At 66.5% G+C, this 26,015-nt stretch carries 28 protein-coding genes; 10 read left to right on the plus strand and 18 right to left on the minus strand.

From position 1 onward, the window contains the following. Positions 1–15 precede the first annotated feature (15 nt). Complete coding sequence (locus GC146_RS04810) at positions 16–468, plus strand: Phasin (RefSeq protein WP_291835091.1); 453 nt, start codon at positions 16–18, stop codon at positions 466–468. A 156-nt stretch (positions 469–624) separates the two neighbouring features. Continuing rightward, positions 625–1,164 carry a polyhydroxyalkanoate synthesis repressor PhaR gene (gene phaR, locus GC146_RS04815; protein ID WP_291835093.1) on the plus strand — a complete coding sequence of 180 codons (540 nt, stop codon included), beginning with the start codon at positions 625–627 and terminating at the stop codon, positions 1,162–1,164. Here the strand turns inward: phaR and GC146_RS04820 are convergent. Further along, a complete protein-coding gene (locus GC146_RS04820; RefSeq protein WP_291835095.1) occupies positions 1,161–1,559 on the minus strand; it encodes a GFA family protein in 399 nt (132 codons plus the stop codon). The genes phaR and GC146_RS04820 overlap by 4 nt on opposite strands. Positions 1,560–1,632: 73 nt before the next feature. Here GC146_RS04820 and GC146_RS04825 point away from each other — a divergent pair, with 73 nt between their 5' ends. Continuing rightward, positions 1,633–2,607, plus strand: coding sequence for a LysR family transcriptional regulator (locus tag GC146_RS04825; protein ID WP_291835098.1), 975 nt, complete (start codon positions 1,633–1,635; stop codon positions 2,605–2,607). Positions 2,608–2,612: 5 nt separating this feature from the next. Here GC146_RS04825 and GC146_RS04830 read toward each other — a convergent pair whose 3' ends face one another. From GC146_RS04830 to secG, 13 genes are all read right to left on the minus strand, one after another. Beyond that, entirely contained in the window at positions 2,613–3,791 is a 1,179-nt protein-coding gene (locus GC146_RS04830) for an aminotransferase class I/II-fold pyridoxal phosphate-dependent enzyme (protein ID WP_291835101.1), read from the minus strand. A 75-nt stretch (positions 3,792–3,866) separates the two neighbouring features. Then, positions 3,867–5,171: an FAD-binding oxidoreductase gene (locus tag GC146_RS04835; protein WP_291835104.1), complete on the minus strand. Its 1,305-nt coding sequence runs from the start codon at positions 5,169–5,171 to the stop codon at positions 3,867–3,869. Further along, entirely contained in the window at positions 5,168–6,520 is a 1,353-nt protein-coding gene (locus tag GC146_RS04840) for a glutamine synthetase family protein (protein WP_291835107.1), read from the minus strand. The genes GC146_RS04835 and GC146_RS04840 overlap by 4 nt, the downstream gene beginning before the upstream one ends. Next, a complete protein-coding gene (locus GC146_RS04845; protein WP_291835109.1) occupies positions 6,517–7,203 on the minus strand; it encodes a type 1 glutamine amidotransferase in 687 nt (228 codons plus the stop codon). Before GC146_RS04845 ends, GC146_RS04840 begins: the two co-directional genes overlap by 4 nt. Before the next feature lie 62 nt (positions 7,204–7,265). Continuing rightward, complete coding sequence (locus GC146_RS04850) at positions 7,266–8,072, minus strand: ABC transporter permease subunit (protein WP_291835112.1); 807 nt, start codon at positions 8,070–8,072, stop codon at positions 7,266–7,268. Continuing rightward, positions 8,069–8,914: an ABC transporter permease subunit gene (locus GC146_RS04855; RefSeq protein ID WP_291835757.1), complete on the minus strand. Its 846-nt coding sequence runs from the start codon at positions 8,912–8,914 to the stop codon at positions 8,069–8,071. Before GC146_RS04855 ends, GC146_RS04850 begins: the two co-directional genes overlap by 4 nt. A gap of 122 nt (positions 8,915–9,036) precedes the next feature. Continuing rightward, positions 9,037–9,777 carry a transporter substrate-binding domain-containing protein gene (locus GC146_RS04860; protein ID WP_291835115.1) on the minus strand — a complete coding sequence of 247 codons (741 nt, stop codon included), beginning with the start codon at positions 9,775–9,777 and terminating at the stop codon, positions 9,037–9,039. A gap of 27 nt (positions 9,778–9,804) precedes the next feature. Beyond that, positions 9,805–10,593, minus strand: coding sequence for an amino acid ABC transporter ATP-binding protein (locus tag GC146_RS04865; RefSeq protein WP_291835118.1), 789 nt, complete (start codon positions 10,591–10,593; stop codon positions 9,805–9,807). A gap of 106 nt (positions 10,594–10,699) precedes the next feature. Beyond that, positions 10,700–11,458: a PhnD/SsuA/transferrin family substrate-binding protein gene (locus GC146_RS04870; protein ID WP_291835120.1), complete on the minus strand. Its 759-nt coding sequence runs from the start codon at positions 11,456–11,458 to the stop codon at positions 10,700–10,702. Next, positions 11,455–11,898, minus strand: a complete 444-nt coding sequence (locus GC146_RS04875; RefSeq protein ID WP_291835123.1) for a TerB family tellurite resistance protein — start codon at positions 11,896–11,898, stop codon at positions 11,455–11,457. Before GC146_RS04875 ends, GC146_RS04870 begins: the two co-directional genes overlap by 4 nt. A gap of 48 nt (positions 11,899–11,946) precedes the next feature. Continuing rightward, entirely contained in the window at positions 11,947–12,735 is a 789-nt protein-coding gene (gene rlmJ / locus GC146_RS04880; RefSeq protein WP_291835125.1) for a 23S rRNA (adenine(2030)-N(6))-methyltransferase RlmJ, read from the minus strand. Between the two features lie 97 nt (positions 12,736–12,832). Further along, positions 12,833–14,476 (minus strand): CTP synthase, encoded by a 1,644-nt coding sequence (locus GC146_RS04885; RefSeq protein ID WP_291835128.1) that lies wholly within the window; start codon positions 14,474–14,476, stop codon positions 12,833–12,835. A 158-nt stretch (positions 14,477–14,634) separates the two neighbouring features. Further along, positions 14,635–15,174 (minus strand): preprotein translocase subunit SecG, encoded by a 540-nt coding sequence (gene secG / locus GC146_RS04890; protein ID WP_291835131.1) that lies wholly within the window; start codon positions 15,172–15,174, stop codon positions 14,635–14,637. A gap of 205 nt (positions 15,175–15,379) precedes the next feature. On the opposite strand from secG, the gene GC146_RS04895 reads away from it, so the two are divergent. The 3 genes from GC146_RS04895 to GC146_RS04905 all read left to right on the plus strand — a co-directional run bounded on the left by GC146_RS04895 (position 15,380) and on the right by GC146_RS04905 (position 16,997). Further along, positions 15,380–15,745, plus strand: a complete 366-nt coding sequence (locus tag GC146_RS04895; protein ID WP_291835134.1) for a hypothetical protein — start codon at positions 15,380–15,382, stop codon at positions 15,743–15,745. Between the two features lie 98 nt (positions 15,746–15,843). Further along, positions 15,844–16,413: a copper chaperone PCu(A)C gene (locus GC146_RS04900; RefSeq protein WP_291835137.1), complete on the plus strand. Its 570-nt coding sequence runs from the start codon at positions 15,844–15,846 to the stop codon at positions 16,411–16,413. Then, positions 16,413–16,997, plus strand: coding sequence for an SCO family protein (locus GC146_RS04905; RefSeq protein ID WP_291835138.1), 585 nt, complete (start codon positions 16,413–16,415; stop codon positions 16,995–16,997). The genes GC146_RS04900 and GC146_RS04905 overlap by 1 nt, the downstream gene beginning before the upstream one ends. Positions 16,998–17,042: 45 nt before the next feature. Here the strand turns inward: GC146_RS04905 and GC146_RS04910 are convergent, their stop codons facing one another. Continuing rightward, positions 17,043–17,441: a DUF6524 family protein gene (locus tag GC146_RS04910; RefSeq protein WP_291835141.1), complete on the minus strand. Its 399-nt coding sequence runs from the start codon at positions 17,439–17,441 to the stop codon at positions 17,043–17,045. A gap of 166 nt (positions 17,442–17,607) precedes the next feature. Between GC146_RS04910 and GC146_RS04915 the strand changes: the two genes are divergently transcribed. After that, positions 17,608–18,900, plus strand: coding sequence for an adenylosuccinate synthase (locus tag GC146_RS04915; protein ID WP_291835143.1), 1,293 nt, complete (start codon positions 17,608–17,610; stop codon positions 18,898–18,900). 10 nt (positions 18,901–18,910) lie between these two features. Further along, positions 18,911–19,141 (plus strand): DUF2842 domain-containing protein, encoded by a 231-nt coding sequence (locus GC146_RS04920; protein WP_291835145.1) that lies wholly within the window; start codon positions 18,911–18,913, stop codon positions 19,139–19,141. A 123-nt stretch (positions 19,142–19,264) separates the two neighbouring features. Here GC146_RS04920 and GC146_RS04925 read toward each other — a convergent pair whose 3' ends face one another. Then, positions 19,265–21,721, minus strand: coding sequence for a hypothetical protein (locus tag GC146_RS04925; protein WP_291835146.1), 2,457 nt, complete (start codon positions 21,719–21,721; stop codon positions 19,265–19,267). Between the two features lie 163 nt (positions 21,722–21,884). Here GC146_RS04925 and GC146_RS04930 point away from each other — a divergent pair, with 163 nt between their 5' ends. Continuing rightward, complete coding sequence (locus GC146_RS04930) at positions 21,885–22,544, plus strand: thiamine diphosphokinase (RefSeq protein WP_363241076.1); 660 nt, start codon at positions 21,885–21,887, stop codon at positions 22,542–22,544. Between the two features lie 7 nt (positions 22,545–22,551). On the opposite strand, the gene GC146_RS04935 is transcribed toward GC146_RS04930, so the two are convergent. Further along, a complete protein-coding gene (locus GC146_RS04935; protein WP_291835152.1) occupies positions 22,552–23,469 on the minus strand; it encodes a DMT family transporter in 918 nt (305 codons plus the stop codon). 76 nt (positions 23,470–23,545) lie between these two features. Next, the gene (locus tag GC146_RS04940; RefSeq protein WP_291835155.1) at positions 23,546–24,919 is read right to left on the minus strand and encodes an L-serine ammonia-lyase; all 1,374 of its coding nucleotides are present in this window, start codon (positions 24,917–24,919) and stop codon (positions 23,546–23,548) included. Between the two features lie 223 nt (positions 24,920–25,142). Here GC146_RS04940 and rpiA point away from each other — a divergent pair, with 223 nt between their 5' ends. Next, complete coding sequence (rpiA, locus tag GC146_RS04945) at positions 25,143–25,931, plus strand: ribose-5-phosphate isomerase RpiA (protein ID WP_291835157.1); 789 nt, start codon at positions 25,143–25,145, stop codon at positions 25,929–25,931. Positions 25,932–26,015 lie beyond the last annotated feature (84 nt).

Below are 26,015 nucleotides of genomic sequence, written 5' to 3' on the forward strand. Positions count from 1 at the left end.
CGAAAGGTTACGATCATGGCCACCAAGACCCAAGACTTCACCTCGATCTTCAAGGACATGCTGGGCGCGTTCCCGGTTGACACCAAAGCCTTCGAAGGTGCCTTCAAATCGCAAACCACGATGGCTGAAAAGCTGTCGGCGACCGCGCTTGACGCCGCCACCAAATCGACCGCGCTGAGCGCCAAGTGGACCCAGGACACCCTGTCCAAGATGGCCGAAATGACCAAAGCCAAGGCCGAACCGGCCGACTATGCCAAAGCGATGACCGATTTCGCCACCGCGTCGGCCGAATCCGCTGCCGAGCACATGGCCGCCTTCGCCGAGATCGCCAAAAAGCTGCAGTCGGAAACGATGGAGCTGATGATGGCTGCCGGCAAGGACATGTCCGAGGACATGACCGCCGCTGCCAAGAAGGCCAGCGACGATGTCACCGCCGCCGCCAAGAAGGTCAGCGCCGCCGCGAAGTAAGCGGAGATATCCGACCCGGCCCCGTCCTCCCCGGGGTTGGGCCACGACTGGGGCGGGCCGCATGATGCGGTCCGCCTCTTTTCGTTTGTCGCTTTCATTTCGTGCAATGGCGGCATAGGCTTCTCTGCACCGCAACATCGCCCGAGGAGGGATGCCGTGGCCGAGACCGACAAGCCGCTTCTGATCAAGCGCTACGCCAGCCGCCGCCTCTACAATACCGAGACCAGCGACTACGTTACCCTCGAGGATATCGCGTCCTTCATCCGGGCCGGGCGGGAAGTGCAGATCGTGGATCTGAAATCGGGCGACGACCTGACGCGGCAATACCTGCTGCAGATCATCGCAGAGCACGAAAGCAAGGGCGAAAGCATGCTTCCCGTGGACGTCCTGACCGATCTGGTGCGCAGCTATACCACGCAGGCCGGCTCGATCGTGCCGCAGTTTCTGGCCGCCAGCTTCGAGATGCTGCGCGAGGGCCAGTCGACGATCATGGACAACATGAGCAAGGTGAACCCGATGGCCAAGATGCCCGGGTTCGAAGCGATGCAGGCGCAGCAGGCCGCGTTCTTCAAGGCGATGACCGGCGCGCTTGGCGCAGCGACGCCCAAGGCCCGCGAGGCCGAGGACGACGACCTTGATGCGATCAAGAAGCAACTGGCCGAGTTGCAGGCGAAACTGTCGAAAATGGGCCGCTAAGCCTCGGCCGCTTCGTGGCGGGGCAGGGCGTCGGCGATAGGCGCCCAATGCAGCCCCTCGTTCGAATAGAAATGATCGGTTGGCTGGAAATCGGCGGGATCCTCCAGCGTTGCGGCGAGGAAATGCGTCTCGCCCGGCCAGCGGGCGCTGGCAAAGCTTAGCGGCGTGCCACAGGTCGTGCAGAACGTTCGCATGACCCCGGGGGACGAGGCATAGCGGCCCGGTGCCTGCCCGTTCCACGCCCAGCCGCCATCCGTCAGGCCGATCCAGCCCACGACCGGCGCACCTGTCGACCTGCGGCAGCTTTCGCAATGACACAGGCCCTGCCAGCGCACCGCCGCCGGATCGAAGCGATACCGTGTCGCGCCGCACAGGCAATGTCCGGTCCTGTCCATGGGGCCAGAATGGCCCCATTGCGGGCCCCGCGCAATCACCCTAGCCTGACCGGCACAGGTCAGGGGACGGGACATGGCGCGCAGCGCGGGACGGATCACGCTTTGGGGTGTCGAGGTGTTTGTCGCCACCGCCGAGGAGGCGTCGATTTCGGCCGCGGCCCGGCGGCTTGGCACCTCAGTCGCCACCGTCAGCCAGCAACTGACAAACCTTGAGGGCGCGATAGGGGCGTCGCTGCTGGATCGCGGTGGACGGCCGATCACGCTGACCCCGGCGGGCACGATGTTCTTGCGCCGCGCAAACGCGATCCTGAACGAGGCCGATCAGGCCCGCGCTGAACTGGCAATGGCCGATCCCTCGCGCCTGACGCGGTTCCGCCTTGGCATGATCGAGGACTTCGATGCCGACGTCACGCCGCGCCTGCTGACCGGCATGGCCGAAAGCTGGAAGAACTGTCAGTTCCTGTTGGAAACGGGGGCGACGCACAGGCTGTTTGATCTGCTCGATGCCCGGGCACTTGATCTGGTTGTGGCGGCTGACATGGGCCTAGCGGGGGACGACCTTGAATACCACGCCCTGATGACCGAACCCTTTATCGCCGCGGTGCCCAAGGGCGCAGTAAGCGCGGCAGACACGCTGCGCCAGCTGCGGAGGATGCCGCTGATCCAGTACACCACCCGTCACTACATGGGCCGGCTGATCGCCGGGCACCTGACGCGGCATAACCTGCTGTTGTCGCACCGGTTCGAGCTGGACAGTTATCACGCGATCATGGCGATGGTCGCCGCCGGTGCGGGCTGGACCATCCTGACGCCGCTGGGCTGGCTGCGCGCGCAGCGATTTCGTGCGCAGGTCGAGGTGCTGCCCCTACCGTTTGCGCCGCTTTCGCGGTCGATCGCATTGACCGCGCGGCGAGGCATTCTGGGCGATCTGCCCAGCGACATCGCCGGACGGATCCGGCCGTTGTTGCAGGACCTGATCGTGGCACCCGCGTTGCGCGACTTGCCTTGGCTGGAAGGCGCTCTGACGGTGGCCAGCGCGCCGGAATAGTCAGGTCAGGCCGCGGCGCTTTGGTCGCGGGCCACTTCCGCGGCCGCCTCCAGCACCGCATCGGCCAGCGCATCGCACTGGGCCAATGACAGTTGCACGGGCAGCCGCAGGTCGCAGGTGCGCATCAACATGGCGCGCGTCTTGGGCAGATCGGGCACGGGGCCAAGGAATTGCCAGTTCCAGAAGGCGCGCGCATTGTCGGTGCTTTGGCCAAAGACCTGCAGGGTAACGCCACTCGCGGCCGCGGTACGTGTCAGCGCCGGCGCAAGTCCCGCGTCGAGGCCGCTCATCAGAAACTGGATGGAGTCGGGCGCGCGCACTTCCTGCGGCAGCGCGGGCGGCACCGCGAACCAGGGCGAGGCGTTGAGCCGCGACGCGACATGGTCGTGATTGCGCCGCCCGTCGGCCACGCGGCGCGCCAGCGCGGGCAGTTGCGGGCGGATCACCGCAGCCGACAGGCTGTTCATCCGCAGGTTATAAAGCGGCAGGCGGTTTTGATGCCGGGCAAAGGCCGTCTGCAGGACCGGGTGCTTCTTCCAGTTATGCTCGTAGGCGCCGGACATGATGACGGCACGCGCGATCAGGTCGGGATCGTCGGAAATCAGGATGCCGCCTTCGCCGGCGTTGACCATCTTGTAGCTCTGGAACGAGAAACAGCCGACGCGGCCCAGCGTGCCGATGTTCTGCCCGGCCCAGGTGGTGCCAAGCGAATGCGCTGCATCCTCGATCACTGGCACCCCGGCAGCGTCGCAGAGCGCCATGATCGCGTCCATGTCCGAGGTATGGCCGCGCATGTGGCTGATGATGACGGCGGCGCAGCCCGGCAGCTTGGCGCCAAAGTCACCCATGTCGAGGCGCAGGTCATCGCCGCATTCTGCCAGCACGGGCATGCAGCCGGCATGGACCACCGCCGAGGGCACCGCGGCAAAGGTGAAGGCCGGGATCAGCACGCGCGCGCCCGCGGGCAGGTCCAGCGCCTTCATCGACAGGAACAGCGCGGCAGAGCAGGACGACACGGCCAGCGCATATTTCGCCCCCAAAAGGGCTGCAAACTCGGCCTCCAGCAGGCTGACGGGCGAGGCGTCGGAGGTGTAGCGGAACAGGTCGCCCGTTTGCAGCAAGCGGGCGATCTCGTCCATCGCGGCGGCGGGGATGGCTTCGGCCTGGGTCTGGGAAGGGATCATTCTTCTGATTTCCTGAAACTTGCTTTCGGGAAATCCTAACATCAACCATTTGACATTGCCATGACAGTTGCGTGTTCAGACGCCCAGCTTGTCGCGCAGCGAGAACCAGCCCATGCCCAGCAGCATCAGCGGGCTGCGCAGCGCCGCGCCACCGGGGAAGGGGGGCGAAGGCAGGGCGGCCAGAGCATCGAACCGGCCCGCCTGACCGGCAACGGCCTCGGCCATCACCCGGCCGGCAAGGCCCGCCAGCGCCACGCCATGCCCGGAATAGCCGCCCGCGGCGACGATGTTGGCACCCACCCGCATCACCACCGGCAGGCGGGTTCGGGTGATGCCCAGCGTGCCGCCCCAACCATGAGACACCTTCGCGCCGGCCAGTTGCGGGAACATCCGCACCATGCGCTGATGCAGCTTGCTGGTGATGTCCTTGGGGAAGGTCAGCCCCCAGGCCGCGCGCCCGCCGAACAGCATCCGCCCGTCCTCGGACAGGCGGTAGTAGTTGACCACCCAGCGGCTGTCGAAAACGGCCACGTCCTCGGCCAGCACCTTGGGCGCCAGATCGCCCAGCGGTTCGGTCGCGGCGATGAAGCTGTTGAAGGGCAGGACGCGCGCGGCATAGCCGCGGTCGAGGCCCGGCAGATAGCCGTTGCCGGCAAGGATGACATGGTCGGTCACAACCTCGCCCGCTTCGGTGCGGACGCGCGCGACCTTGCCTTGCGCAATCCCGGTGACGGTGCTGCGCTCGTGGATCGTGACACCCGCCGCTTCGGCCCGCGCGGCCAGCGCCAGCACGTAGCGCAAAGGGTGGACATGGCCCGCGTCGCGGTCGATCCAGCCGCCGTGGTATAGCGGCGTCTGCACCAGCGCTCGGATTTCGTCGCGGTCCAGCGGGGCGATGTGGGGATAGGCGTAATCCTCGGCCAGGTGGGCGGCGTCGCGGTGCAGGTCGGCTGCCTCGGACGCGGAATAGGCAGCCGAGACGATGCCGGGGCGGAACCGCGCCTCGGGCGCGTGGGCGGCGCAGAAATCGCGGACCATCGCCTTGCCTTCCTCGGCCAGCGCCCACAGGGCATGGGCCCGCTCGCGCCCCACCTGCGCCTCGATCCAGCGCTGGTCGTGGTGAAAGCCTGAGCCCACCTGCCCGCCATTGCGCCCCGAGGCGCCCCAGCCCGCGCGATGCGCCTCCAGCACGATGACCTTCAGGCCCTTTTCCGCCAGCGTCAGCGCCGCATGGAGCCCGGTAAAGCCTGCGCCGACAACGCAGACATCGGCCCGCGCGGCACCCTGAAGGGGCGCACGTTCGGGCGCGATCTGGGCGGTGGCGGCGTACCAGCTGGGCGGGTAGGCGCCCGGCCGGTCGTTGCGGGTCAGCGCCGTCATACGTTCAGCAGCAGATGCTCACGCTCCCACGGGCTGATGACCTGCAGGAACTCGGAATACTCGGTCCGCTTGACGATGGAATAGACACGCGCAAATTCCGTTCCCAGCACCTCGTGCACATCCTTGGCCGCCTCGAAGAGATCGAGCGCATCCGACAGACCCTCGGGGATCGCGTCTTCGGCCTCGTAGGCGTCGCCACGATAGCGCTTGTCAGCCCAGGTCTCGTTCTTCATGCCGAGATAGCCGCAGGCAAGGCTGGCGGCGATGCAGAGGTAGGGGTTGCAGTCCATCCCGGCCAGCCGGTTTTCGATGCGCCGGGCGGAGGGATCGGAGATGGGAATGCGGATGCCCGTTGTGCGGTTGTCGCGGCCCCATTCAAGGTTGATGGGGGCGGCATGGTTGCGCACGTAGCGGCGGTAGCTGTTCACGTAGGGCGCGATCACGGCGATCACGCTGGGCATGTGTTCTTGTAACCCGCCGATGAAGTGGAAGAAGGCATCGGTCTCGCCGCCGCCGGGGCCGGTGAAAATGTTCTTGCCCTTGTCGTCCACCACCGAGTGGTGGATGTGCATCGCACTGCCGGGCTCGTCGGCGATGGGTTTGGCCATGAAGGTGGCGAAGCAATCATGCTTCAGCGCCGCCTCGCGGATCAGCCGTTTGAAATAGAACACCTCGTCGGCCAGTTTCACCGGGTCGCCGTGGCGCAAGTTGATCTCAAGCTGGCCGGCGCCGCCTTCCTGCGTGATGCCGTCGATCTCGAACCCCTGGATCTCGGCATATTCGTAAATGTCGTCGATGACGGGGCCGTATTCGTCGACCGCGGTCATCGAATAGGCCTGCCGTGCAGCGGCAGGGCGCCCGGTGCGGCCCATCATCGGCTCGATCGCCTTTGCCGGGTCCACGTTGCGGCCCACAAGGTAGAACTCCATCTCGGGCGCGACGACCGGGGTCCAGCCCTCTTTCTTGTAAAGCTCGACCACCCGCTTGAGCACGTTGCGCGGGCTGGCGCCCACGGGGCGGCCCTTCTGGTCATAGGCGTCGTGGATCACCTGCAGCGTGCCGTCGGCGGTCCAGGGCGCGGCGGTGGCCGTCGACAGGTCCGGGCGCAGCGTCATGTCGGGTTCGAGAAAGCCCTCGGGCCCCGCGGCCTCGCCCCAGTCGCCGGTGATCGTCTGGAAGAAGATCGAGTTGGGCAGGTGGAAATATTGCTGGCGTTCCCACTTGGCGGCGGGCACGGCCTTGCCGCGGGCGATGCCGGGCAGGTCGGCGATGATGCATTCGACCTCGTCGAGGCGGTTCTTATCGATATAGGCCCGCGCGGCGGCGGGGATCTTGTCGGTCCAGCTCATGGGGTGATCTCTCTTGTCTTGAAGAACGCGGCGATCTGACTGGCAAGACGCACATCGTCGATCGGCGCATGAAGTTGGTTGGCGACTTCGGCAAGCTGGGCATCGGGGACAACACCCTTGCCGCGCGCCGCGGCAAGGCCCGCGACGAAGTCGGACTTGAATTCGGGGTGGGCCTGCACGGTAAAGGCGCGGTGGCCATAGACCAGCGCGGCATTCTCGCAGAATTCGTTGCTGGCGCAGACCTGCGCCTCGGGCGGCTTGATGACGACCTGGTCCTGGTGCCAGGCGTTCAGCGCCACGGGCTGGCCCTGCCAGTCGTAAACCTGCCGGCCCACCGCCCAGCCGCCCTTGAACTTCTCGACCTTGCCACCCAGCGCCTGCGCGATGATCTGGTGGCCGAAGCAGATGCCGACCATCGGCACCTCGGCCTCGTAGGTGGCGCGGATGAACGCCTCCAGCGGCGGGATGAAGGGGTGATCCTCGTAGGCACCGTGGCGCGAGCCGGTCACCAGCCAGCCGTCACAGTCGTGCACGTCGGCCGGAAACTCCATATCGACGACATCGTAATTGACGAACGAGAACCCCTTGTCCTTCAGCAGGCGCTGGAAGAGGTCGGCATAATCGCCATGATCCGCGCGCAATTCGTCCGGGGCATGGCCGGTCGTGAGGATCCCGATTTTCATGAAGCACCCGCAGGTTTGATTTTGATCATATTATCCCGCCGCCCGCCGCTGGGCAAGCAGGCTCAGCGCAGCAGTTGCGGGCGGAAGCGCAAGCGGGGGCGGCGATCCTTGGGCAGGTGCCGGTTCAGCCGGGTGTTGATCGCGCCGAACAGCGCCGTGATCGCCAGCGTCAGCAGGATGAAATAGCCCGCCAGAATCGGGTAGGGCACGAAGGGGTTGAAGGTCTTGTCCGCGAAATACTTGGCGTAATAGAGCGCATCACCCATCTGGCCGGCCGCCGGGAAGCCCGAGAAGAAGACCAGCGTCGTGGACTGGAAGAGAAAAATCGCTTCGTTGGTATAGGCGGGCCAGGCCAGCCGCAGCAGCGTGGGCCAGATCACCCGGCGAAACCGCCGCCAGCCCGACATGCCGTAGGCATCCGCCGCTTCGACATCGCCCTTGGGGATGGACTGCAGCGCGCCGTAGAAGATCTCGCCGGCGTAACCGGCGGTGTTGAAGAACAGCACCACCAGCGCGCCCAGCCATGCCGCCGAGAAGGGCGAAAAGATGGGGTACTGGTTCTTCAGCGCCAGAAACAGGAAGTAGGCGAAGAAGAACTGCACGAATAGCGGCGAGCCGCGAAAGACGAAAATGAACCAAGAGGCGGGCTTGCGCAGCCAGATATGGCGCGAGCCCTTCGCCACCGCCAGCGCGGTGGCCAAAAAAAAGCCCAGAAACAGCGCCACCGCCCCGAAGTAGATGTTCCAGATCATGCCCGAGCCGATCAGCACGACCTGTTGGCAGATGGTGAAATCGGTGCGCGGCAAAAGGTGCTCGCCAATACCCTGACTGCGCAAGGCGTATGCGAGGAACGTCTCCCAGCAGGTCATGCGGCCCCCTTGCGTTGCCGTTCGCCTGCCGTGGTGGCCTGCCCGAAGGTCAGCCGCGCCATGATCCGGTCCAGCACCAGTTCGGATGCACGGGTGAAGAGCAGGTAGAAGATCAGCAGCCCCGCGAAGTACCAGACACGCCAGTCAGCGTGCGGATAGCTGGTGAACATCGGCGTCTTGGCACCGCCAAGTTCGCGCGCCCAATAGACGATATCCTCGACACCCAGCAGGAACAGCAGGGGCGTGGCCTTGATCAGCACCATCCACAGGTTCGACAGGCCCGGCAGCGCATAGACCCACATCTGCGGCACCAGCACCCGCCAATAGGCTTGCCGATGCGACATGCCATAGGCCTCGGCGGTTTCCATCTGTGCCCGCGGGACCGCCTGCATTGCCCCGTAAAGCACGTTGGCGGCGAAGGCGCCAAAGACGATGGCGAAGGTGATGACGGCAAGCGCAAAGCTGTAGGCGGCATGTACGAAGGCCGAGGCGGTACCGGGCGGCATCTTGGCCGCGGGGCAGACGATGAAATCGTTGCCCTGACGCACAGGCTCGTGCCAGTCGGGGCAAAGGATCAACTGGCGGGCATATTCAATGCCCTGATCCAGCGCGATCACGAAGAACAGGAAGAAGGCGATATCGGGCACGCCACGGACCAGCGCGATATAGGTTTTGCCGATCCAGCGCAGGGGCGGGATGCGGCTGCGTGCGGCCGAGGCGCCGCCAAAGCCCATCAACAACGCGGCAGGTGCGGTAATTGCCAAAAGAAGCAGGACGGTGCCCAGCGATTCCCACAGCGCCATGTGTTTGGGCGTTGTCAGGTAGCAGCCAAGCCAGGCCATCTGGCCCAAGGTGTCTGGGTTATCGCAGAAACCGAAAATGGGAACACCCGTGGGTCAGGAATATGGGGCGGCATGAACGGGCCGGGGGGCAGGGCGTGCCCGCCCCCCGGCGAGGGGTTTGATCAGGACGGGAAGGGGGCCGAATCCGGCAGCCACTTCTTGATCATCGCGTTGAGCGAACCATCGGCCTTCATCGACTGGATGGCCGCATCGAACTTGGCCTTCAGCTCGGTGTCGGACTGGCGCATGCCAAGGCCCACGCCGCCGCCGATCAGCTGATCGCCGCCTTCGATGGCGAGGTCCGGATCGGCATCCGCGATGGGCTGCAGATAGGCCTTGTCGGCCAGCACCGCGTCCGCCTCGCCATTCTTCACCGCCGCCACGGTTTCATCGGCGGTGGCAAATTCCAGCAGGCTGGCACCCGGCATGTTCGAGGTCACGTAGGCGGCCTGAATGGTGCCGGTTTGCGCGGCGATGGTGCCGGTCATGAAATCGGTATTGCCGGTCTTGGCCAGGAAGGCGCTGGGATCGGGCTGGGTGTAGGGGTCGGAGAAGGCGATGACCTGCTCACGCTCGGGCGTGATCGACATGCCCGCAATGATCACGTCATAGTTGCCCGAGACGAGGTTGGGGATGATGCTGTCCCAGGCGTTCGTCGTCCAGGTGCAGTTCAGCTCGGCGCGCTTGCACAGCTCGTCGCCCAGTTCGCGCTCGAAGCCGTCGACCTCGCCCTTGTCGTTGATGAAGTTGTACGGAGGGTAGGCGCCCTCGGTCGCCAGGCGGACGACGCTGGGGTCGGTCTGCGCCGCGGCCATGCCTGCCGACAAGGCAAGCGCGGCAAGGCTCAGTATCAGTTTCTTCATGGGTCTCTCCCGTTGGTGTCGTAGTTGTCAGGCCGGGGCAGTTGCGGAAAGGAACTGCCGCAGCCTCTCGGTTTGCGGGCTGCCGAAAAGTCGGGCTGGGTCGCCCTGCTCCTCGATGCGGCCCTTGTGCAGGAAGACGACGTGATCGCTTACGTCGGCTGCCAGTCTCATGTCATGGGTGACAAGGATCATCGTGCGGCCTTCCTCGGCCAACGCCTTGATCACCTTGACAACTTCCTGTTCCAGCTCGGGGTCCAGCGCCGAGGTGGGTTCATCGAACAACAGCGCCTGCGGCTCCATGCAGAGCGCGCGCGCGATGGCGGCACGCTGCTGCTGGCCGCCCGACAGCATCGCCGGGTAGGCGTCCGCCTTGTCGCCGATCCCGACCTTGTCGAGATAGCCGCGCGCGGCGGTTTCCACTTCGGCCTTGTCGCGCTTGAGCACCGTAACCGGTGCCTCCATCACGTTCTGCAGAATGGTCATATGGGCCCAGAGATTGAACTGCTGGAACACCATCGACAGGTTGGTGCGGATGCGGATCAGTTGCGCCCGGTCGCCGGGCCGCCGATGCGGGCCCTCGCCGCGCCACTTCACCGGCTCGCCCTGAAAGATCACCTCGCCTTGCTGGCTGTCCTCCAGCAGGTTCGCGCAGCGCAGCAGCGTGGATTTTCCCGAGCCCGACGAGCCGATCAGCGACACCACGTGGCCGGCCGGCGCGGCAATATCCACGCCCTTGAGCACTTCCAGCGCGCCATAGGCCTTGTGCAGGTTATGGATCTCGATGACGTTGGACGTCTTCGCGGCAGTCTCGGTCACGGCAGCTTCCCCGTTTCGGGACAGTTGTGCGGATTCTTCGTCCCTTGTCCATGTTCAATCTGCGAATGCGGGGCACCCCAGCGCCCGATTCGGCAGTCTGTGCTGCTCAAAGTGGCAGTGAGGCAGGGTTTGGCGGCAGGGGCAGGTCATAGGCGCTGGGAGGCAGCGCGACGATGGCCCTGAGCCCGATCTCGTCGCGGTGTTCGGCGGGCAGGGCGGCGATGGCGTCCGAGATGGCCGCGAAATAGGGGGCCGGGTTCTGGCCGGGGCGGGTGATGAAGGTCATCCCCGGCGAAGGATCGGTGCGCCCGATCACCCGCAGCCGCGCCGCGCCCGGATCGCGCCCGGCCATGTTGCGAAAGCTGATCGCGTCGACGGCGGCCCAATCGGCCCGGCCTTCGGCCACGGCGGCCACGCTGGCCCGGTGCGCGCCGGTCTGCAGCGCGGGCCGCAGCGTCATCCCGCGCGCCTGCGACCAGGCCCAGGCGGTGCCCCAGCCCGATTGCGACATCCCCTCGTTGTAGGCAAGGCGGTAGCCGTCGCAGTCCTCGGGCCGCTTGGCCGGGTCATCTTCGCGCACCACGAAAAGCGACCGGTAATGACCGGCGGGCGTGTCGGACAGGCCGTAATCGGCGCAGCCGATGGCCGTCACGCGATCACGGAAGAGGGCGCGGTAGGGCAGGTTGCAGATCTGGCCCAGCACGAGATCGGGCCGCCCCCAGCCCTCCATATGGTCGGTCGCGCGGTCCAACGCGTCAGGCGCATCAAGCCCGCGGTCGCGCAGCCCGTTACGGATGAGCGCCCAAAGCGCATCATGTGCGGCCATGTTTTCGGGCCGGTCATACATGGGCAGGCTGGCGATCATCCGCGGCGCGCCTCGACCCGCTGGCGCGCCAGCGCGCTGTCCTGATCGGCCACGCCCAGCAGCGGCGCGATCATCCGCATCAGGCTGTCTTCCTCGGCATCGCGGATGCCGTCGGCCAGCACCACGTCCCACATCGCCTCTATCACGGCAACGCGGTCTTCGTAGGCCACTGCATCCTTGATCGCGCGGGTGAAGCGGACGGTATCGGGCGCCTCCGCCTCCAGCGCCTCGCAATCGCGACGCAACGCCGCGGCCTCGAAGGGCGACAGCGCGTAACGCCCGGCCAGCACCTTGTCGATGCGCACCTGTTCGTCGGTGGCATAGTCGCCGTCGGCCCGCGCGATGCGCACCAGCAGCGCCCCAAGCGCCAGCCGCGCATCGCCCGAGGCGAGCGGCGCCGGCGCCGGTTGGGTCAATTTTCGGATCAGGTCGCCGAACATGGCATCTCTCTTGTCACGATCCGCGCCCGGCGAAAAGGGCCCGCTGCCTCACGATTGCGCCGGAAGCGCAGCAAAGAGCGGGCTGAGACGCGCCGCCTCCTGCGCAAGACCATAGGGCGGATTGACGATGAAAAGGCCCGACCCGGTCATCCGGTGACCGGGCCGGGCAGGGGCAAAGCGCACCGCGTGCGACAAGGCGTCGGGAAAGGCCGCCATCAGGGTCCGCAGCATCGGGGCATGCGGTGCGCCCTCCAGGATTGGATACCACAGCATCAGGACGCCGACCGGCCAGCGCCGTGCGACCTGGACCAGAAGCTTCGGGATTGTCTCGTAATCGGCTTTCACCTCCCACGAGGGATCGATCAGCATCAGCCCCCGTCGCGGCGTAGGCGGCACCGTGGCAAGCGCCATTTCCAGCCCGTCGCGCTGTTCGATCACCGCATCATGCCCTGCAAAGGTTTCGCGCAGCGCCGCCACTTCCTGCGGGTGCAGTTCGGCCAGCCGCATCCGGTCCGTGGCTCGCAGACTCATCGCCGCCACAAGGGGCGAGCCGGGATAGGCCATGCCCCCGTGCGCCGCGCGCACCGCGGTCAGAACGCGCGTGTAAGGGTGATCTGCGTCGAACCAGCCCTCGGCCCGGCCTATCCCCTGTGCCGCCTCGCCGGTCTTCAGCGCCATCGCGTCGTCCAGCCGATAAAGGCCCCGGCCGGCATGCGTCTCGATATAGCTCAGCGGCTTGTCCTTGGCGGTCATGTAGGCCAGCGCCCATGCCAGCAACGCATGCTTGTGCACGTCGGCCAGGTTGCCCGCGTGAAAGCCGTGTTGATAGGACAGCATCCCCCAAACCCTCTTCTTCTAGCACCAAATACTCTCGGGGGGAGGCCCCGAAACGGGGCCCGGGGGGCAGACAGCCCCCCGCCATCGGCAGCCGTCGTCAGACCAGCCGGCTGGTCTCGACCGCGGCGCGCACGAAATCGGCAAAGAGCGGATGCGGCGCAAAGGGCTTGGATTTCAGCTCGGGATGGAACTGCACGCCGATGAACCACGGATGGCCCTGCCATTCGACGATTTCGGGCAGGCGGCCGTCGGGCGACATGCCCGAGAATTTCAGCCCCGCCTTTTCCAGCCGGTCGCGGTACTTGGTATCCACCTCGTAGCGGTGGCGGTGGCGCTCCTCGATCTGCGTGGCGCCATAGATCTCGGCCACTTTCGAACTGGCATCGAGCACCGCCGAATAGGCGCCCAGCCGCATCGTGCCGCCCTTGTCGTCATCGCTCTTGCGGGCGATGACGTGGTTGCCTTGGATCCATTCCTTGAGGTGATAGACCACCGGCTCGAACCGCTTTTCGCCCGCCTCGTGGTCGAACTCCTCCGAACCCGCCTTGGCCACGCCGGCCACGTTGCGCGCGGCCTCGATAACCGCCATCTGCATGCCAAGGCAGATGCCGAGATAGGGCACGTTATGGGTGCGGGCGAATTCGGCCGCCTTGATCTTGCCCTCGGTGCCGCGCTCGCCAAAGCCGCCGGGCACAAGGATAGCGTGAAAGCCTTCCAGATGTGGCGCGGCGTCCTCGCGGTCGAAGATCTCGGCATCGATCCATTGGGCGCGGACCCTGACGCGGTTGGCCATGCCGCCATGGGTCAGCGCTTCGGCAATGGATTTGTAGGCGTCTTCCAGCTGCGTGTACTTGCCCACGATGGCCACGCGCACTTCGCCCTCGGCATGGGTCAGGCGGTCCATCACGTCTTCCCAGCGGGCGAGGTTGGGGCGCGGCGCGGGCGAAATGCCGAAGGCGTCGAGCACCGCCTGGTCCAGCCCCTGCGCGTGGTAGGCCAGCGGCGCCTCGTAGATCGACGTCAGGTCATAGGCCGCGATCACCGCATCCTTGCGGACGTTACAAAAGAGCGCGATCTTTTCCCGCTCGCGCTCCGGGATGGGATGTTCCGAGCGGCAGACCAGCACATCGGGCGCGATGCCGATGGCGCGCAGTTCCTTCACGCTGTGCTGGGTGGGCTTGGTCTTCAACTCGCCGCTGGCGGCAAGGTAGGGCAGCAGCGTGAGGTGCATGTAGATGCATTGGCCGCGCGGCATGTCCTGCCCGAACTGGCGGATCGCCTCGAAGAAGGGCAGCCCCTCGATGTCGCCGACCGTGCCGCCGATCTCGCACAGCATGAAATCGACCTCGTCGGCGCCCACCTTGAGGAAGTCCTTGATCTCGTTGGTGACGTGCGGGATCACCTGGATCGTGCGGCCCAGGTAGTCGCCGCGCCGCTCCTTCTCCAGCACGTTGGAATAGATCCGGCCCGACGATACGCTGTCTGTCTTGCGTGCGGCGACGCCGGTGAAGCGTTCGTAATGGCCGAGGTCGAGGTCGGTTTCCGCGCCGTCGTCGGTCACGAAAACCTCGCCATGCTCGAAGGGCGACATCGTGCCGGGATCGACGTTGAGATATGGGTCAAGCTTGCGCAGCCGCACCGAGAACCCGCGCGCCTGCAGCAGCGCCCCCAGCGCCGCAGAGGCAAGGCCCTTGCCCAGCGATGACACGACGCCGCCGGTAATGAAGATATAGCGCGCCATGGGCTGGGATCCCCCGTGAATGGTCCGAATCTGTGGGCGTCCGATCCGGTTGGGATCGCAGCATCACGGGATTTGACTATACCCCGACTCGCCCCGCCCCCGCAACCGCTCAGGCTAGATGATGTTGGAGAAGGCAGCGCTCCTCCAACAAATTGTGGTCAGTTTGCCGCAGGTGCGCTGGGCGCGGTGGTGTTTGTGTCCGTCGCGGGGGCCGTCGCCGGGGCCGGCGCGGTGGTATCGGTCGAGGTCGTCGCGGGCGCAGTCGTTGTCGTGTCAGGTGCCGTCGTGGTTGGCTGTGTGCTGCCGCTGTCCTGTGCTGGCGCCGGGGCGGGCGGCACCAAGGGCGAGTCGGAATTAGCGGGTGCTGGCGGCAACAGGTCCGCGGGCGACGGCGTCGTGCCGGTTGTGCCGCCCGTGTCGGTGGCCGGTGCCTGCGTCGTGGTCGGCAGGCTGCGGTCGACGACCGAGGACCCGGCCGATTTCTGCGCCGCGATCACCGTCAGCGCCATCGACGTGGCGATGAAACCGATCGCGAGAATCCATGTGGCTTTGCCCAGCGCGGTGGCTGCGCCACGGGCCGACATCACCCCGCCGCCGCCACCCATGCCTAATCCGCCACCTTCGGAGCGCTGCAGCAGAACGATGCCAATCAGGCAGAGCGCCAGCACGAGATGAATGACGAGGACGACGTTTTCCATGTGGCTCGGCCTTTGGCTTGCGGACCGGGCGGGTTCTAGAAGCAGACCGCCCGCGCCGCAAGCCCTGTTTGCCCCAAGCGGGCGATGATCCGGCCTCGGCGGGCCGGCAATTGCGGCGCAAGAACGGAAGGGCAGGCACGAAGCGGGCGCGGACTGCGCGCTCTTGTCGCTTGCAGGCGGCGCGCGGGCGGGTCACAAGATCGTCATGACCGCCGCCTTGCGCCAGTTTGTCGTCAATCTCGTTCTCGTCGCGGTCCTGGGCCTTGGCGGGGCGCTGGGGCTGGCCGCCCGCGGGGCGCCAAGCACCGCCGATCTGGCGGTGGCCGAGGCTCTGGCGATGGGCGCGACGGCGGCCGATTTTTGCGGCAAGAACGGCCAGGCGCTGATCGACCGGGTGATGACGCAGGCTTGCGCCGTCGATACCGGCACCGACCTGCCCGCTGCCTGGGTGGCGCGGCCCGACCTTGCGCCGCGGGCGCTGACGGTGGCTGCGACGGCCCGTGCCATCCCGGTTCGCTTGCCGCTGGCCTTGCAGCCGCCACCTCGCGCGCCCCCTCTGACGACGCTCTGATCCGTCGCGGCCAGCCGGTTCCGGCGGCCGCCTTGCCCGCCCGGCCCTGCCGTGGCGGTGCGATCTGCAACGTCGAACATCCTCAGAGGACCAACAACATGAAGTTCTTTCACGCCGTCGCCGTCAGCCTTGCGCTGGCCGGCCTTCCTGCCCTTGCCACCGCCCAAGACGCGCCTGCAGAGATGGCGCAGGGCGCGCCGATCACTCTTGGACCGCTGGTCCTGACCGGCGGCTTTGCCCGCGCCACGCTGCCCGGCGCCCCCGTCGCGGGCGGCTTCGTCACCATCCAGAACACCGGCACCGAAGACGATACGCTGATCGGCGCCGCCTCGGACCTTGCCGGGCACATGGAGGTGCACGAGATGAAGATGGACGGGCAGGTGATGAAGATGCGCCAGCTCGAGGGCGGGTTGCCGATCCCGGCGGGCCAGACCGTGGTGCTCAAACCCGGCGGCTTTCACGTCATGTTCATGGACCTCAAGGGGCCGCTGGTCGAAGGGCAGATGGTCGACGTGACGCTGACATTCGCCAAGGCGGGCAGCGTCGTCGTGCCGTTGATGATCGGCGCCCCCAACGCCACCGCGCCCGGCGCGATGCCCGGCATGCAAGGCATGGGGACGATGGACGGCAACGCGGGCATGGCCGCCCCGGCGTCGAGCGCGAACTGATGCCGCGCGCCCTGCGCCTTGCCCTGGTCGGTCTCAGCCTCCTGCTGGTTATCCTCGTCGGGGCGCGGCTGCTGCTGTTTCCGGCGCTCAACACCTCGATCGCCGATACCTTCGGGCAGGGCGACTACCGGCTGGAGACGACCGACGGCAAGCCCTTCACCTTCGACAGCCTGAAGGGGGCACCTTCGGCGGTCTATTTCGGCTATACCCATTGCCCCGATGTCTGCCCGACCACGCTGGGCGATATCCTGACCTGGCAGGAGGCGCTGGGTGAAAATGGCAAGCAGTTGCGGGTCTTCTTCATCACCGTCGATCCCGAGCGGGATTCGCTTGCGATGCTGAAAAGCTACGTCAGCTGGGTGCCGGGCGTGGTGGGCGTGTCGGGCAGCAGCGAGGAGATTGCCAAGGCGATCAGGGCGTTCCGCGTCTATGCCCAGAAGGTGCCCGGCACGGGGGGCGACTATGGCATGGACCATACCGCCACGCTGTTCCTGTTCGACGCGCAGGGCCGCCTGTTCGAGCCCATAGGCTATGGCGAGGGCGACACGCGCGCCCTTGCGAAACTGAAGCGGCTGCTGGGCTAGCTGCCATGGCCCGGGGGCCTCGCGCGGGGCCCCCGGTTGCCGTGATCAGGTATCGTCGTGGTCGTCGACGTCCAGCTGGCCGCTGAGCTTGCGCCGCACGATGCTCCAGGACAGGCCGATGGCAAGCACCACCGACAGCGCAAAAAGCGCAATCCATGTGTTGGCGGTGGGGTCAGAAAGGCTGATCACCCCGCGATCGTAAAGCACCCAAACCGCGGTGCCGATCACTGCCATGGTCAGCAACACCCCGAAGATGCCGATCGAGCGGACGGTAGCGCGAAGGTAGACGATATAACCCACCAACAGCAAAAGCCCGGCAAGCGCCACGAGTGGCAGTTGCGCCTGATATTGTGCCTGGGCCCAACGGATGTAGTTCACTTGCGTCGGGTTGTAGGTCACCGCAAGCAGCGCGAAGGCGAATATCCAGCGCCAGACAAATCCCATGTGCCGTGTCTCCCCGCCCCCGGTCCACCTGAAACCAGCGCCAGAATGCGAAAGCCTGATGCCGCTGTCCAGCCTGACCGGCCCCGGTACTGCCCCAGATTGCGGTTTCGTCTGCCCGGCAGGGGCGGTATAGGGGCGCGGGGTTTTCGCAAGGCAAGGACAGGCAATGGCGAACGTGGTGGTTGTCGGCACCCAATGGGGTGACGAGGGCAAGGGCAAAATCGTCGACTGGCTGAGCGAGCGGGCCGACGTCATCGCCAGGTTCCAGGGCGGCCACAATGCCGGCCACACGCTGGTGATCGACGGCGTTGTCTACAAGCTGTCGCTGCTGCCCTCGGGCATCCTGCGGGCGGGCAAGCTGAGCGTCATCGGCAATGGCGTGGTGCTGGACCCGTGGGCGCTGCTCTCTGAAATTGACAAGATCGCGATGCAGGGCGTGCAGGTCAGCCCGCAAAACCTAATGATCGCCGAGAACGCGCCGCTGATCCTGCCGCTGCATGGCGAACTGGACCGGGCGCGCGAAAGCTCCAACGCCGTGGCCAAGATCGGCACAACCGGGCGCGGCATCGGCCCGGCCTACGAGGACAAGGTGGGGCGCCGCGCGATCCGTGTGGCCGATCTTGGGGACAGCGCGACACTCGACAGCCGCATCGCGCGTCTGCTTACCCATCACAACGCACTTCGTCGCGGACTTGACCTGCCGGAAATCGATGGCGATGCGCTCAAGGCCGCGCTTCTCGAGATCGCGCCTAAGATCCTGCCCTATGCCGCGCCGGTCTGGAAGGTGCTGAACGAAGAGCGCAAGGCGGGCAAGCGCATCCTGTTCGAAGGCGCGCAGGGCTCGCTGCTGGACGTGGATTTCGGCACTTATCCTTTCGTTACATCCTCGACGACGCTGTCGGGCATGGCTGCCAGCGGCACCGGCATGGGGCCGGGATCGGTGGGGTTCGTGCTGGGTATCGTCAAGGCCTACTCAACGCGCGTTGGCGAGGGGCCGTTTCCTTGCGAACTGTTCGACGACGTGGGCGAGCATCTGGCCCGCGTAGGCCACGAGAAGGGCACCGTCACGGGTCGCGCGCGCCGCTGTGGCTGGTTCGACGCGGTACTGGTGCGCCAGACCTGCGCGCTGTCGGGGGTCAAGGGGATCGCGCTGACCAAGATGGATGTGCTGGACGGATTGCCGGAGCTGAAGATCTGCGTGGGCTATTCGCTCGACGGTGAAGTGCTGGACTACCTGCCGACCGCGTCGGACCGGCAGGCCCGGGTCACGCCGATCTACGAAACGATCGAGGGTTGGCAGGGCTCGACCGCGGGCGCGCGCAGCTGGGCCGACCTGCCGGCACAGGCCATCAAGTATGTGCGCCGAATCGAGGAACTGATCCAGTGCCCGGTCGCACTGGTATCAACCTCGCCCGAGCGTGAGGACACGATCCTGGTGACCGATCCCTTCGCCGACTAAGGAGGCCCCGATGGCTCTAAGCTACAAGGCCCGCAAACGCTGGGCGCTGGTGATCCTGATCGTGGGTTTGCCAGCCTACGTGATTGCGGCGGTCACGATCCTCAACGCGCTGGGCCGGCCGCCTTTCTGGATGGAACTGGCGGTTTACGTGTTGCTGGGAATCCTCTGGGCGCTGCCGTTCCGCGCGGTGTTCCGTGGCATCGGCCAACCCGATCCCGACGCGCCGCAAACCGACGATTGATCCGCTGATCCCAAGGCGGATGGGTTTGGCGAGCCGACGTGACGCCTGGAGAAATGCCAGTTCCGAAATGAACAACGCCCGGCCGTTTGACGGGCCGGGCGTTTTCCTTGCTAGGGGTCGTCCTTAGCCGCGCGCGGCGCGGGGTTCGGGGCGAAAGCGGGTATCGGCGGCCACCTCGAACCGGCCATTGCCGGTGCGGGCGATGCGGCCCTGACGCAAGAGCGTGCCAAAAGCCCGCAGCCCGTCTTCGCGGCTCAGCGGTTCGGGGATGGCCTGCTGCACGCGCTTGAGGATCTGCGGACGCGAGAACTCGCCCGTTCCTTCCACGAATGACGTGTAGGCGGCCGCGGCCTCAAGCAGGTCTTGCAGGCTGACGGCGCCGGCCTGTGCGGCAAATTCGGCAAAGCTGTCGGCCATCGGGCCCCGCGGCGTGGCGATTGCGGGTTCCACGGTGACGCGGCGCGGTGTGACCGGGGCAGCGGGGCGCGCCGGGGCGGCGTCAGCAGGTTGATCGACGCGCTGAGAGGCCACCAGTTTCAGGGGCGCCGGGCGCGGCCGCTCCGTGCGGGGGCGGTCCGGGCGGTTCTGCGAACGCTCGGGGTCGGCGGCGACCGGTTGCGGCCGAACAACCTTGCGCAGATCCTCGCGGAAGGGGCTTTCGTCCGTGCGCCCGTCATGTGCGGCCTCGCCCATGCGGCGGGCAGCCTCGGTCGCGGCGACGGCGGCCTTGAGCTGGGCAATCGCGTCACGACGGCGGCTGGATTCGGGGGTATTCAGCTCGGCATCGGTCTGCGTCATGATCCGGTCAACTGCGACCTCGTCGACCGCCGGCTCGGCCTCCAGCCGGGTACGGCCCGGGCCAGTCGCAGCGGCGGCGTCATCGGCGTCATCTGCGGCTTCGTCAGCCGGCTCATCGGTGGCTTCGGGTGCCGGGGCGGCAGTGGCCGCGGTCTGGTCTTCGGGCGTGTCGTCGCTGACCGGCTCGTCCGTCTCCGAGGCATGGTCGGTTTCCAGCGCGGCCAGTTCACGCAGCAACTCTTCCTCGTCCTCGGGGGCGAGGGTTTGGGTGCCCGTGGCCTGCGAGGCAAGGTCGGAATACTCGTCGATACCGTCAAGATCGGCGCGCGCGGCGGCGGGGATGTCTTCGTGATCGTCCTCGTCGGCCACGGTGTCGTTTTCATCAACAAATTCGCCAACAAGGAGTTCGACCTCTGCATCATCGTCGTCAGACGTGGCGACTTCGGCGTCGGCAATGTCGGCCCCGACAGCATCGATTTCCTCGTCAGTCTCGGCCTGCGCCGCGACTGCGTCATCCTCTTCCGCATCGTCCTCGACCGGTACATCGTCGGCCGTGGTGTCGTCGGCGACCGTATCCTCGGCAACGGTGTCCTCAGCGACCGTATCCTCGGCGACGACATCGTCGGTCGAAGCTTCTTCCGGCGCGGTGTCTTCGGCGGCAGTTTCCTCCGCGGGGGTGTTGTCGGTTGCGACCTCGTCATCGACAAAGGCAGGGGCGTCGGCCACCGCATCGATGGCGGCAACCGTCTCGTCCGCAGCGTCCTCGTCGACCGGTTCGGGATCTGCCCCGGTCGCAGTATCGTCGTCCTCGTCCTCGTCCATCGGAGCAAGGCGGCCGGCCGCGACGGCCATTTCGAAGTCGGTCTGCTTCATGCGCACAAGCCGGGCCAAACGGGCGGCCGGTGTCGGTTCCTCGTCAGCCGAATCGTCCTCTGCCTTATCGGCAGGCTCGTCGCTGTCATCGGCCTTCTGGTCCACGTCCTCGGCGATGACCGCCTCAGGTGTCTGCTCAGGCGCCACTTCGGGGGCGGCTGCAGGAGCCTCGTCAACGGTCTCTTCGGCGGGCCGGTCAGCGGCCGGCGCGACGATCGGTTCCGGCGAAGCCTCGGCGACGGCCGGCACGGCAAGGTCTTCGGTGTAACCGTCAGGCGCCATCTCTTGTCCGGACTTGCCCACGACGGCCTGGATACGGCGCAGCTTGGCCAGCACGCTGTCATCACTTGCGGGCTCGGGCGCGGCAAAGGCGGGCGGCACGATCTTGCGGGTGGCCGCCGCGGTGGGCGGGACGGCGGCGGGCGGCATGATCGGGGCGGCCGGTGCGGCGGTCTCGGGCGCGACGGCCTCCGGTTCGGCGTCGGCCTCGGGTGCAACGAAGGCGGCGATCTCGTCCTCGGTGTCGGCAACCTCGGGCGCGGCCTCGGCGATGGGGTCGGCCATCGGTTCGGGCGCGGGCGTCTCGACATCGCTCTTGGCAGGGGCAGTGGCAGCGGCAGGAGCAGCGGCAGGCGCCGCGCGCTGTGTCGTGTCCTGGCCGACGCGCAAAACGATACCTTCGGCCCCGCTGCGTGCCTCGACCCGGCGGTCGATCTCGCGTTCGGCGATGCGGGCCAGCATTTCGGCATCGGGGGTGGGCGGTTCTGCGCCGAAGTAACGGTCATCCGCGGCAAGGTCTCGGAAGTATTCGGCGATCGCCTTCATCGTTCCGAACGAGTCGTCGAAACCCTCAAGCGTGCACGAGAACGTGCCGTAGGAAACCGTGAGAATCTTGTTCGAACCGACCATCTTTCGCTCGCTTTCTGCCGAACCCACCGACACTGTGTCTAACAGCAATTGGTTCGCAAACCGGCACAGGAACAAGATTGACGGGGTATTATTTCATGGCCGTTTCAGGGCAAGTTTCCTGTAGATTGGCAATCCGGTCATGATTCACGCCATTGTTCACAGCTTGGAACCGGTTTTACTCGTCGGCGGGGCCGGAGTCGATTCTTCGGCGCTGCGCGAACTGGCCGTTCCGGGGCGCAAGGTGGTGGCCGCCGATGCCGGGGCGGACGCGGTGCTGGCCGCGGGCCTGAGCCCGGAAGCGGTGATCGGTGATCTTGACAGTATCTCCACCAAGGCGGCCGATCAGCTGTCAGACCGGTTGCACCGGGTAGAGGAACAGGTGACGACCGACTTCGACAAGGCCCTGCGCCATGTCGCGGCGCCGCTGGTCATTGCAGCAGGCTTTACCGGTGGCCGGATCGACCATGAACTTGCGGTGTTGCACGGTCTTGTCTGCCATCCAGACCGTCCTTGCGTGGTGGTGGGAGCCGAGACGCTGGTCTTTCTCGCGCCGCCTTCGCTGGAACTGAGCCTGCCCGAAGGCTCGGCATTCTCGCTCTTTCCCTTTGGTGCAGTCATGGCCGCCTCGGAAGGGTTGCGCTGGCCCACCGACGGGCTTGCAATGGCACCTGACCGGGCGATCGGCACCTCGAACGCGGTCTGCGGTCCGGTGCGCCTGCGCCCGGATGCGCCCTGCCTGCTGGTGATCCTGCCGCGCTCTGCGTTGCCCGTTGTGGTGGCGGCCATGCCCGTGGCGGCACGCTGGCCCGCGCGCGGCGAATGATCGGCCGTCAGTCGGCGGTTGGGCCCGCCACAAGGTCGCGCACGATCCCGCGACGTTCCCGCTGGATAATGTAGAGACCCGAGGCGGTGATGACGCCGATCCCCGTCCATGTCAGAGGGCCGGGGAAATTGCCGAAGACAAGGTACCCCAAAGTCGCCGCGCTGACGATCTCGAGATAGTGGAGCGGCGCGAGAGTGGCCGAGGGCGCGAAACGCAGGGCATAGGTGACCAGCATATGCGCCACTGCCGAGGCGACGCCGACGCCGCCTAGCCAGATCCACGCAATGCCCTGTGGCGTCGCCGGCGCCAGCGTTGGCCACTGGGTGAAGTGGGCCGCCGCGATGACCGGCGCGCAGATCAGGGTGCCGATCAACGCGGTATGATACTGCATCGGGACCGGGTGCATGCCCCGCAGCGCGCGCGTGACCAGCATATAGAGTGCAAAGAAAAGCGCCGTGCCCAGCGGGAAGAGAGCCACGGGGCCGAACGTATCGAGGCTGGGCTGGATCACCAGAAGCGCGCCGCCAAAGCCCACCACGCAAGCTCCGATCCGGCGCGGCCCGACCGCATCGCCGAAAAGCGCCCAGCCGAGCAGCAGGATCAGGAAAGGCTCGACGAAAACGATGGCCAGCGCATCAGCCAGCGGCATCACCGAGATGGCCGCGACGAAGCAATAGGTTGACGCGATGAGGAAGACCGCGCGCAGGGTCAGCCGCCCCAGTACGCCCGGCCCCATCCGCAGGCCATGACCGCCAAGGATGCAGAGCGGCAGCATCAGTGCTGCCTGCACGACGAAGCGCGCGCCGGTCACCTCGCCCACCGGCAGGGTCTGCGCGGCAAGTTTCGAGAAGACGTCGATCAGCGGGCCGGTGACGCAGAAGCCCAGCATCAGGACGACGCCGGCAAGAACGCGGTCCTGTGTCATGCGTGGCCCCGTTGTGCTGCCTTGCGGCAACGCGTCTCTGGCGGGAGAGCGATAGGGGCAAGATGAAGCGGGACGATCAGCAATTTGGCACGTTCACGGCAAGGCCCCCTAGGGCGGTTTCCTTGTATTTCTCGCTCATGTCGGCGCCGGTCTGGCGCATGGTCTCGATGGCGGCATCGAGCGGCACGAGGTGCGTGCCGTCGCCCCTGAGCGAGAGCGAGGCGGCGCTGACCGCCTTGATCGCGCCGAGGCCGTTGCGTTCGATGCAAGGCACCTGCACCAGTCCGCGCACCGGGTCGCAGGTCATGCCGAGGTGGTGTTCAAGGGCGATCTCGGCCGCGTTTTCCACCTGTTCCGGCGTGCCGCCCATCACGGCGCACAGGCCCGCGGCGGCCATCGCGGCGGCGCTGCCCACCTCGGCCTGGCAGCCGCATTCGGCGCCGCTGATCGAGGCGTTGAACTTGATCAGCCCGCCGATGGCTGCGGCTGTCAGCAGGAAATCGGGGATACGGGCGGGCGTGGCGCCGGGCACGTGATCCAGCCAGTAGCGGATGGTGGCGGGCACGACGCCCGCGGCCCCGTTGGTGGGGGCGGTCACCACCTGTCCGCCGGCGGCGTTTTCCTCGTTCACGGCCATCGCGTAGGTCGACATATAGTCGTTGATGGTATGCGGGGCGGTGAGGTTCATGCCCCGCTCGCGCTGGAGAGCGTCCCAGATCCCCTTGGCGCGACGCCGGACCTTCAGCCCGCCGGGCAGGATGCCGGTGGCGGTCAGCCCGCGCTCGATACAGCCGTTCATCACCTCCCAGATCCGCGCAAGGCCCGCGTCCAGATGGGCGGCGGGATGGCGGCTGAGCTCGTTGGCGCGTTTCATCTGGGCGATTGTCTTGCCCGAGCGGGTGGCCATATCGAGCATCTCGGCGGCCGAACGGAACGGGTAGGGCACGGGCGGGCCGGTATCGACGTCACGGCCCTGCGCCAGCTCCGCCTCGGTCAGCACGAAGCCGCCACCGATGGAATAGTAGGTGACCGAGGTGATCACGTCGCCCTGCGCGTCGGTGCCGCGCAGGATCAGACCGTTGGCATGGCCGGGCAGCGCCGGGCCGAAATCGAAGACCAGATCGTCATGTGGCAGGAAGCGCAGGCGGGGCAGGCCGGGCGGGGCGACATCGCCCTCTTCGCGGATGCGCTCCAGCTCGGTCTCGGCCCTGTCGGCGTCGTAGGTATCGGGGACAAATCCGGCGAGGCCAAGGATCACCGCGCGGTCGCTGGCATGGCCCACGCCGGTAAAGGCAAGACTGCCATGCAGCGACGCCTTGAGCCCGCTCACGCTGAAGGGTTGGGCGCGCAGGTGGTCGAGAAAACGCGCGGCAGCCACCATCGGCCCCATCGTGTGCGATGAGGAGGGGCCGACGCCGACCTTGAACATGTCGAAGACCGATAGAAACATCGCGACCTTTGTCTGGGGCGCGCCAGAAGGCACACCCGGGTATCGGCGCAGAGCCTAAGCAAACGCGGGCCATACGCCAGCCGGAAAGCGACGTTTGGCGTGTGGGCGCCGAAGAAGGGATGGGGCGCGGGCCGCAGTAGAGCGGGAAAAGCGCGCATGCCCCCTCGCGCGGGGCCAGCTTCCTTTCTATAACAGTTACCAAGACCGAGCCGGAGCTTTTGCCATGCCGTCAGACCTGTCCCCGATCGACAAGGCCAAGTTCGTCGCAGCCAAGCGCGCGGCGCGATTCGTGGAGCCGGGGATGCGGGTGGGCCTCGGCACTGGTTCGACCGCGGCATGGCTTGTGCGTTGCCTTGGCGAGTTGGTGCGCGACGAGGGGCTGCGTTTTACCGGGGTACCGACGTCGACACGCACCGCGCAACTGGCGCGCGAGGAGGGGATCAAGGTCATTGGACTGGACGAGGCGCGCTGGCTGGACCTGACCATCGACGGCGCGGACGAGTTTGACGGTGATCTGAACCTGATCAAGGGTGGCGGCGGCGCGCTGCTGCAGGAAAAGATCGTGGCAACGGCCAGTGATCGGATGGTGGTGATCGCCGATATATCCAAGCAGGTCGAGGCGCTGGGGGCCTTTCCGCTGCCGGTCGAGGTGATCCCGTTCGGCTGGCAGACGACCAAGACACTGGTGGAGGAATCGCTGGTGGGTCTTGATGTGCTGGGCCGATCGAGCACGCTGAGGATGAACGGCGAGGCGCCCTTCATCACAGACGAAGGCAACTATATCCTCGACCTGCACCTTCACCGGATCGCCAACCCGCGGCAGCTGAGCCTTGTCCTCAACCAGGTGCCGGGGGTGGTGGAGAACGGCCTGTTCCTCGACATCTGCGATCACGTGATCGTGGGCCATGGCGATGGCAGGGTCGAGGTGCGCAACATCAACGAGGGCATTGTCAGCACCGAACGGTTCGATTTCCTCGAAGAAGAGAACCTTTTCACCGATCTGGGCGACTAGGGCGGCGCGGCGGAGACTGGCCATTTGCCGGTGCCCGTGCGACAACCTCGCCCGACGCTGCCAAGCCATCGCGGAGCCCCCGGC

The sequence above is a fragment of the Limimaricola sp. genome, assembly GCF_016125575.1.
In the GTDB taxonomy this organism is placed as follows: Bacteria; Pseudomonadota; Alphaproteobacteria; order Rhodobacterales; family Rhodobacteraceae; genus WGLM01.

What these genes read in the sequence shown, in the direction of transcription:
- GC146_RS04810 (WP_291835091.1), top strand. Translation starts at nt 16, where the DNA reads ATGGCCACCAAGACCCAAGACTTCACCTCGATCTTCAAGGACATGCTG.
- GC146_RS04820 (WP_291835095.1), bottom strand. Translation starts at nt 1,559, where the DNA reads ATGGACAGGACCGGACATTGCCTGTGCGGCGCGACACGGTATCGCTTC.
- GC146_RS04825 (WP_291835098.1), top strand. Translation starts at nt 1,633, where the DNA reads ATGGCGCGCAGCGCGGGACGGATCACGCTTTGGGGTGTCGAGGTGTTT.
- GC146_RS04830 (WP_291835101.1), bottom strand. Translation starts at nt 3,791, where the DNA reads ATGATCCCTTCCCAGACCCAGGCCGAAGCCATCCCCGCCGCCGCGATG.
- GC146_RS04835 (WP_291835104.1), bottom strand. Translation starts at nt 5,171, where the DNA reads ATGACGGCGCTGACCCGCAACGACCGGCCGGGCGCCTACCCGCCCAGC.
- GC146_RS04840 (WP_291835107.1), bottom strand. Translation starts at nt 6,520, where the DNA reads ATGAGCTGGACCGACAAGATCCCCGCCGCCGCGCGGGCCTATATCGAT.
- GC146_RS04845 (WP_291835109.1), bottom strand. Translation starts at nt 7,203, where the DNA reads ATGAAAATCGGGATCCTCACGACCGGCCATGCCCCGGACGAATTGCGC.
- GC146_RS04850 (WP_291835112.1), bottom strand. Translation starts at nt 8,072, where the DNA reads ATGACCTGCTGGGAGACGTTCCTCGCATACGCCTTGCGCAGTCAGGGT.
- GC146_RS04855 (WP_291835757.1), bottom strand. Translation starts at nt 8,914, where the DNA reads ATGGCCTGGCTTGGCTGCTACCTGACAACGCCCAAACACATGGCGCTG.
- GC146_RS04860 (WP_291835115.1), bottom strand. Translation starts at nt 9,777, where the DNA reads ATGAAGAAACTGATACTGAGCCTTGCCGCGCTTGCCTTGTCGGCAGGC.
- GC146_RS04870 (WP_291835120.1), bottom strand. Translation starts at nt 11,458, where the DNA reads ATGATCGCCAGCCTGCCCATGTATGACCGGCCCGAAAACATGGCCGCA.
- GC146_RS04875 (WP_291835123.1), bottom strand. Translation starts at nt 11,898, where the DNA reads ATGTTCGGCGACCTGATCCGAAAATTGACCCAACCGGCGCCGGCGCCG.
- rlmJ (WP_291835125.1), bottom strand. Translation starts at nt 12,735, where the DNA reads ATGCTGTCCTATCAACACGGCTTTCACGCGGGCAACCTGGCCGACGTG.
- GC146_RS04885 (WP_291835128.1), bottom strand. Translation starts at nt 14,476, where the DNA reads ATGGCGCGCTATATCTTCATTACCGGCGGCGTCGTGTCATCGCTGGGC.
- secG (WP_291835131.1), bottom strand. Translation starts at nt 15,174, where the DNA reads ATGGAAAACGTCGTCCTCGTCATTCATCTCGTGCTGGCGCTCTGCCTG.
- GC146_RS04895 (WP_291835134.1), top strand. Translation starts at nt 15,380, where the DNA reads ATGACCGCCGCCTTGCGCCAGTTTGTCGTCAATCTCGTTCTCGTCGCG.
- GC146_RS04900 (WP_291835137.1), top strand. Translation starts at nt 15,844, where the DNA reads ATGAAGTTCTTTCACGCCGTCGCCGTCAGCCTTGCGCTGGCCGGCCTT.
- GC146_RS04905 (WP_291835138.1), top strand. Translation starts at nt 16,413, where the DNA reads ATGCCGCGCGCCCTGCGCCTTGCCCTGGTCGGTCTCAGCCTCCTGCTG.
- GC146_RS04910 (WP_291835141.1), bottom strand. Translation starts at nt 17,441, where the DNA reads ATGGGATTTGTCTGGCGCTGGATATTCGCCTTCGCGCTGCTTGCGGTG.
- GC146_RS04915 (WP_291835143.1), top strand. Translation starts at nt 17,608, where the DNA reads ATGGCGAACGTGGTGGTTGTCGGCACCCAATGGGGTGACGAGGGCAAG.
- GC146_RS04920 (WP_291835145.1), top strand. Translation starts at nt 18,911, where the DNA reads ATGGCTCTAAGCTACAAGGCCCGCAAACGCTGGGCGCTGGTGATCCTG.
- GC146_RS04925 (WP_291835146.1), bottom strand. Translation starts at nt 21,721, where the DNA reads ATGGTCGGTTCGAACAAGATTCTCACGGTTTCCTACGGCACGTTCTCG.
- GC146_RS04935 (WP_291835152.1), bottom strand. Translation starts at nt 23,469, where the DNA reads ATGACACAGGACCGCGTTCTTGCCGGCGTCGTCCTGATGCTGGGCTTC.
- GC146_RS04940 (WP_291835155.1), bottom strand. Translation starts at nt 24,919, where the DNA reads ATGTTTCTATCGGTCTTCGACATGTTCAAGGTCGGCGTCGGCCCCTCC.
- rpiA (WP_291835157.1), top strand. Translation starts at nt 25,143, where the DNA reads ATGCCGTCAGACCTGTCCCCGATCGACAAGGCCAAGTTCGTCGCAGCC.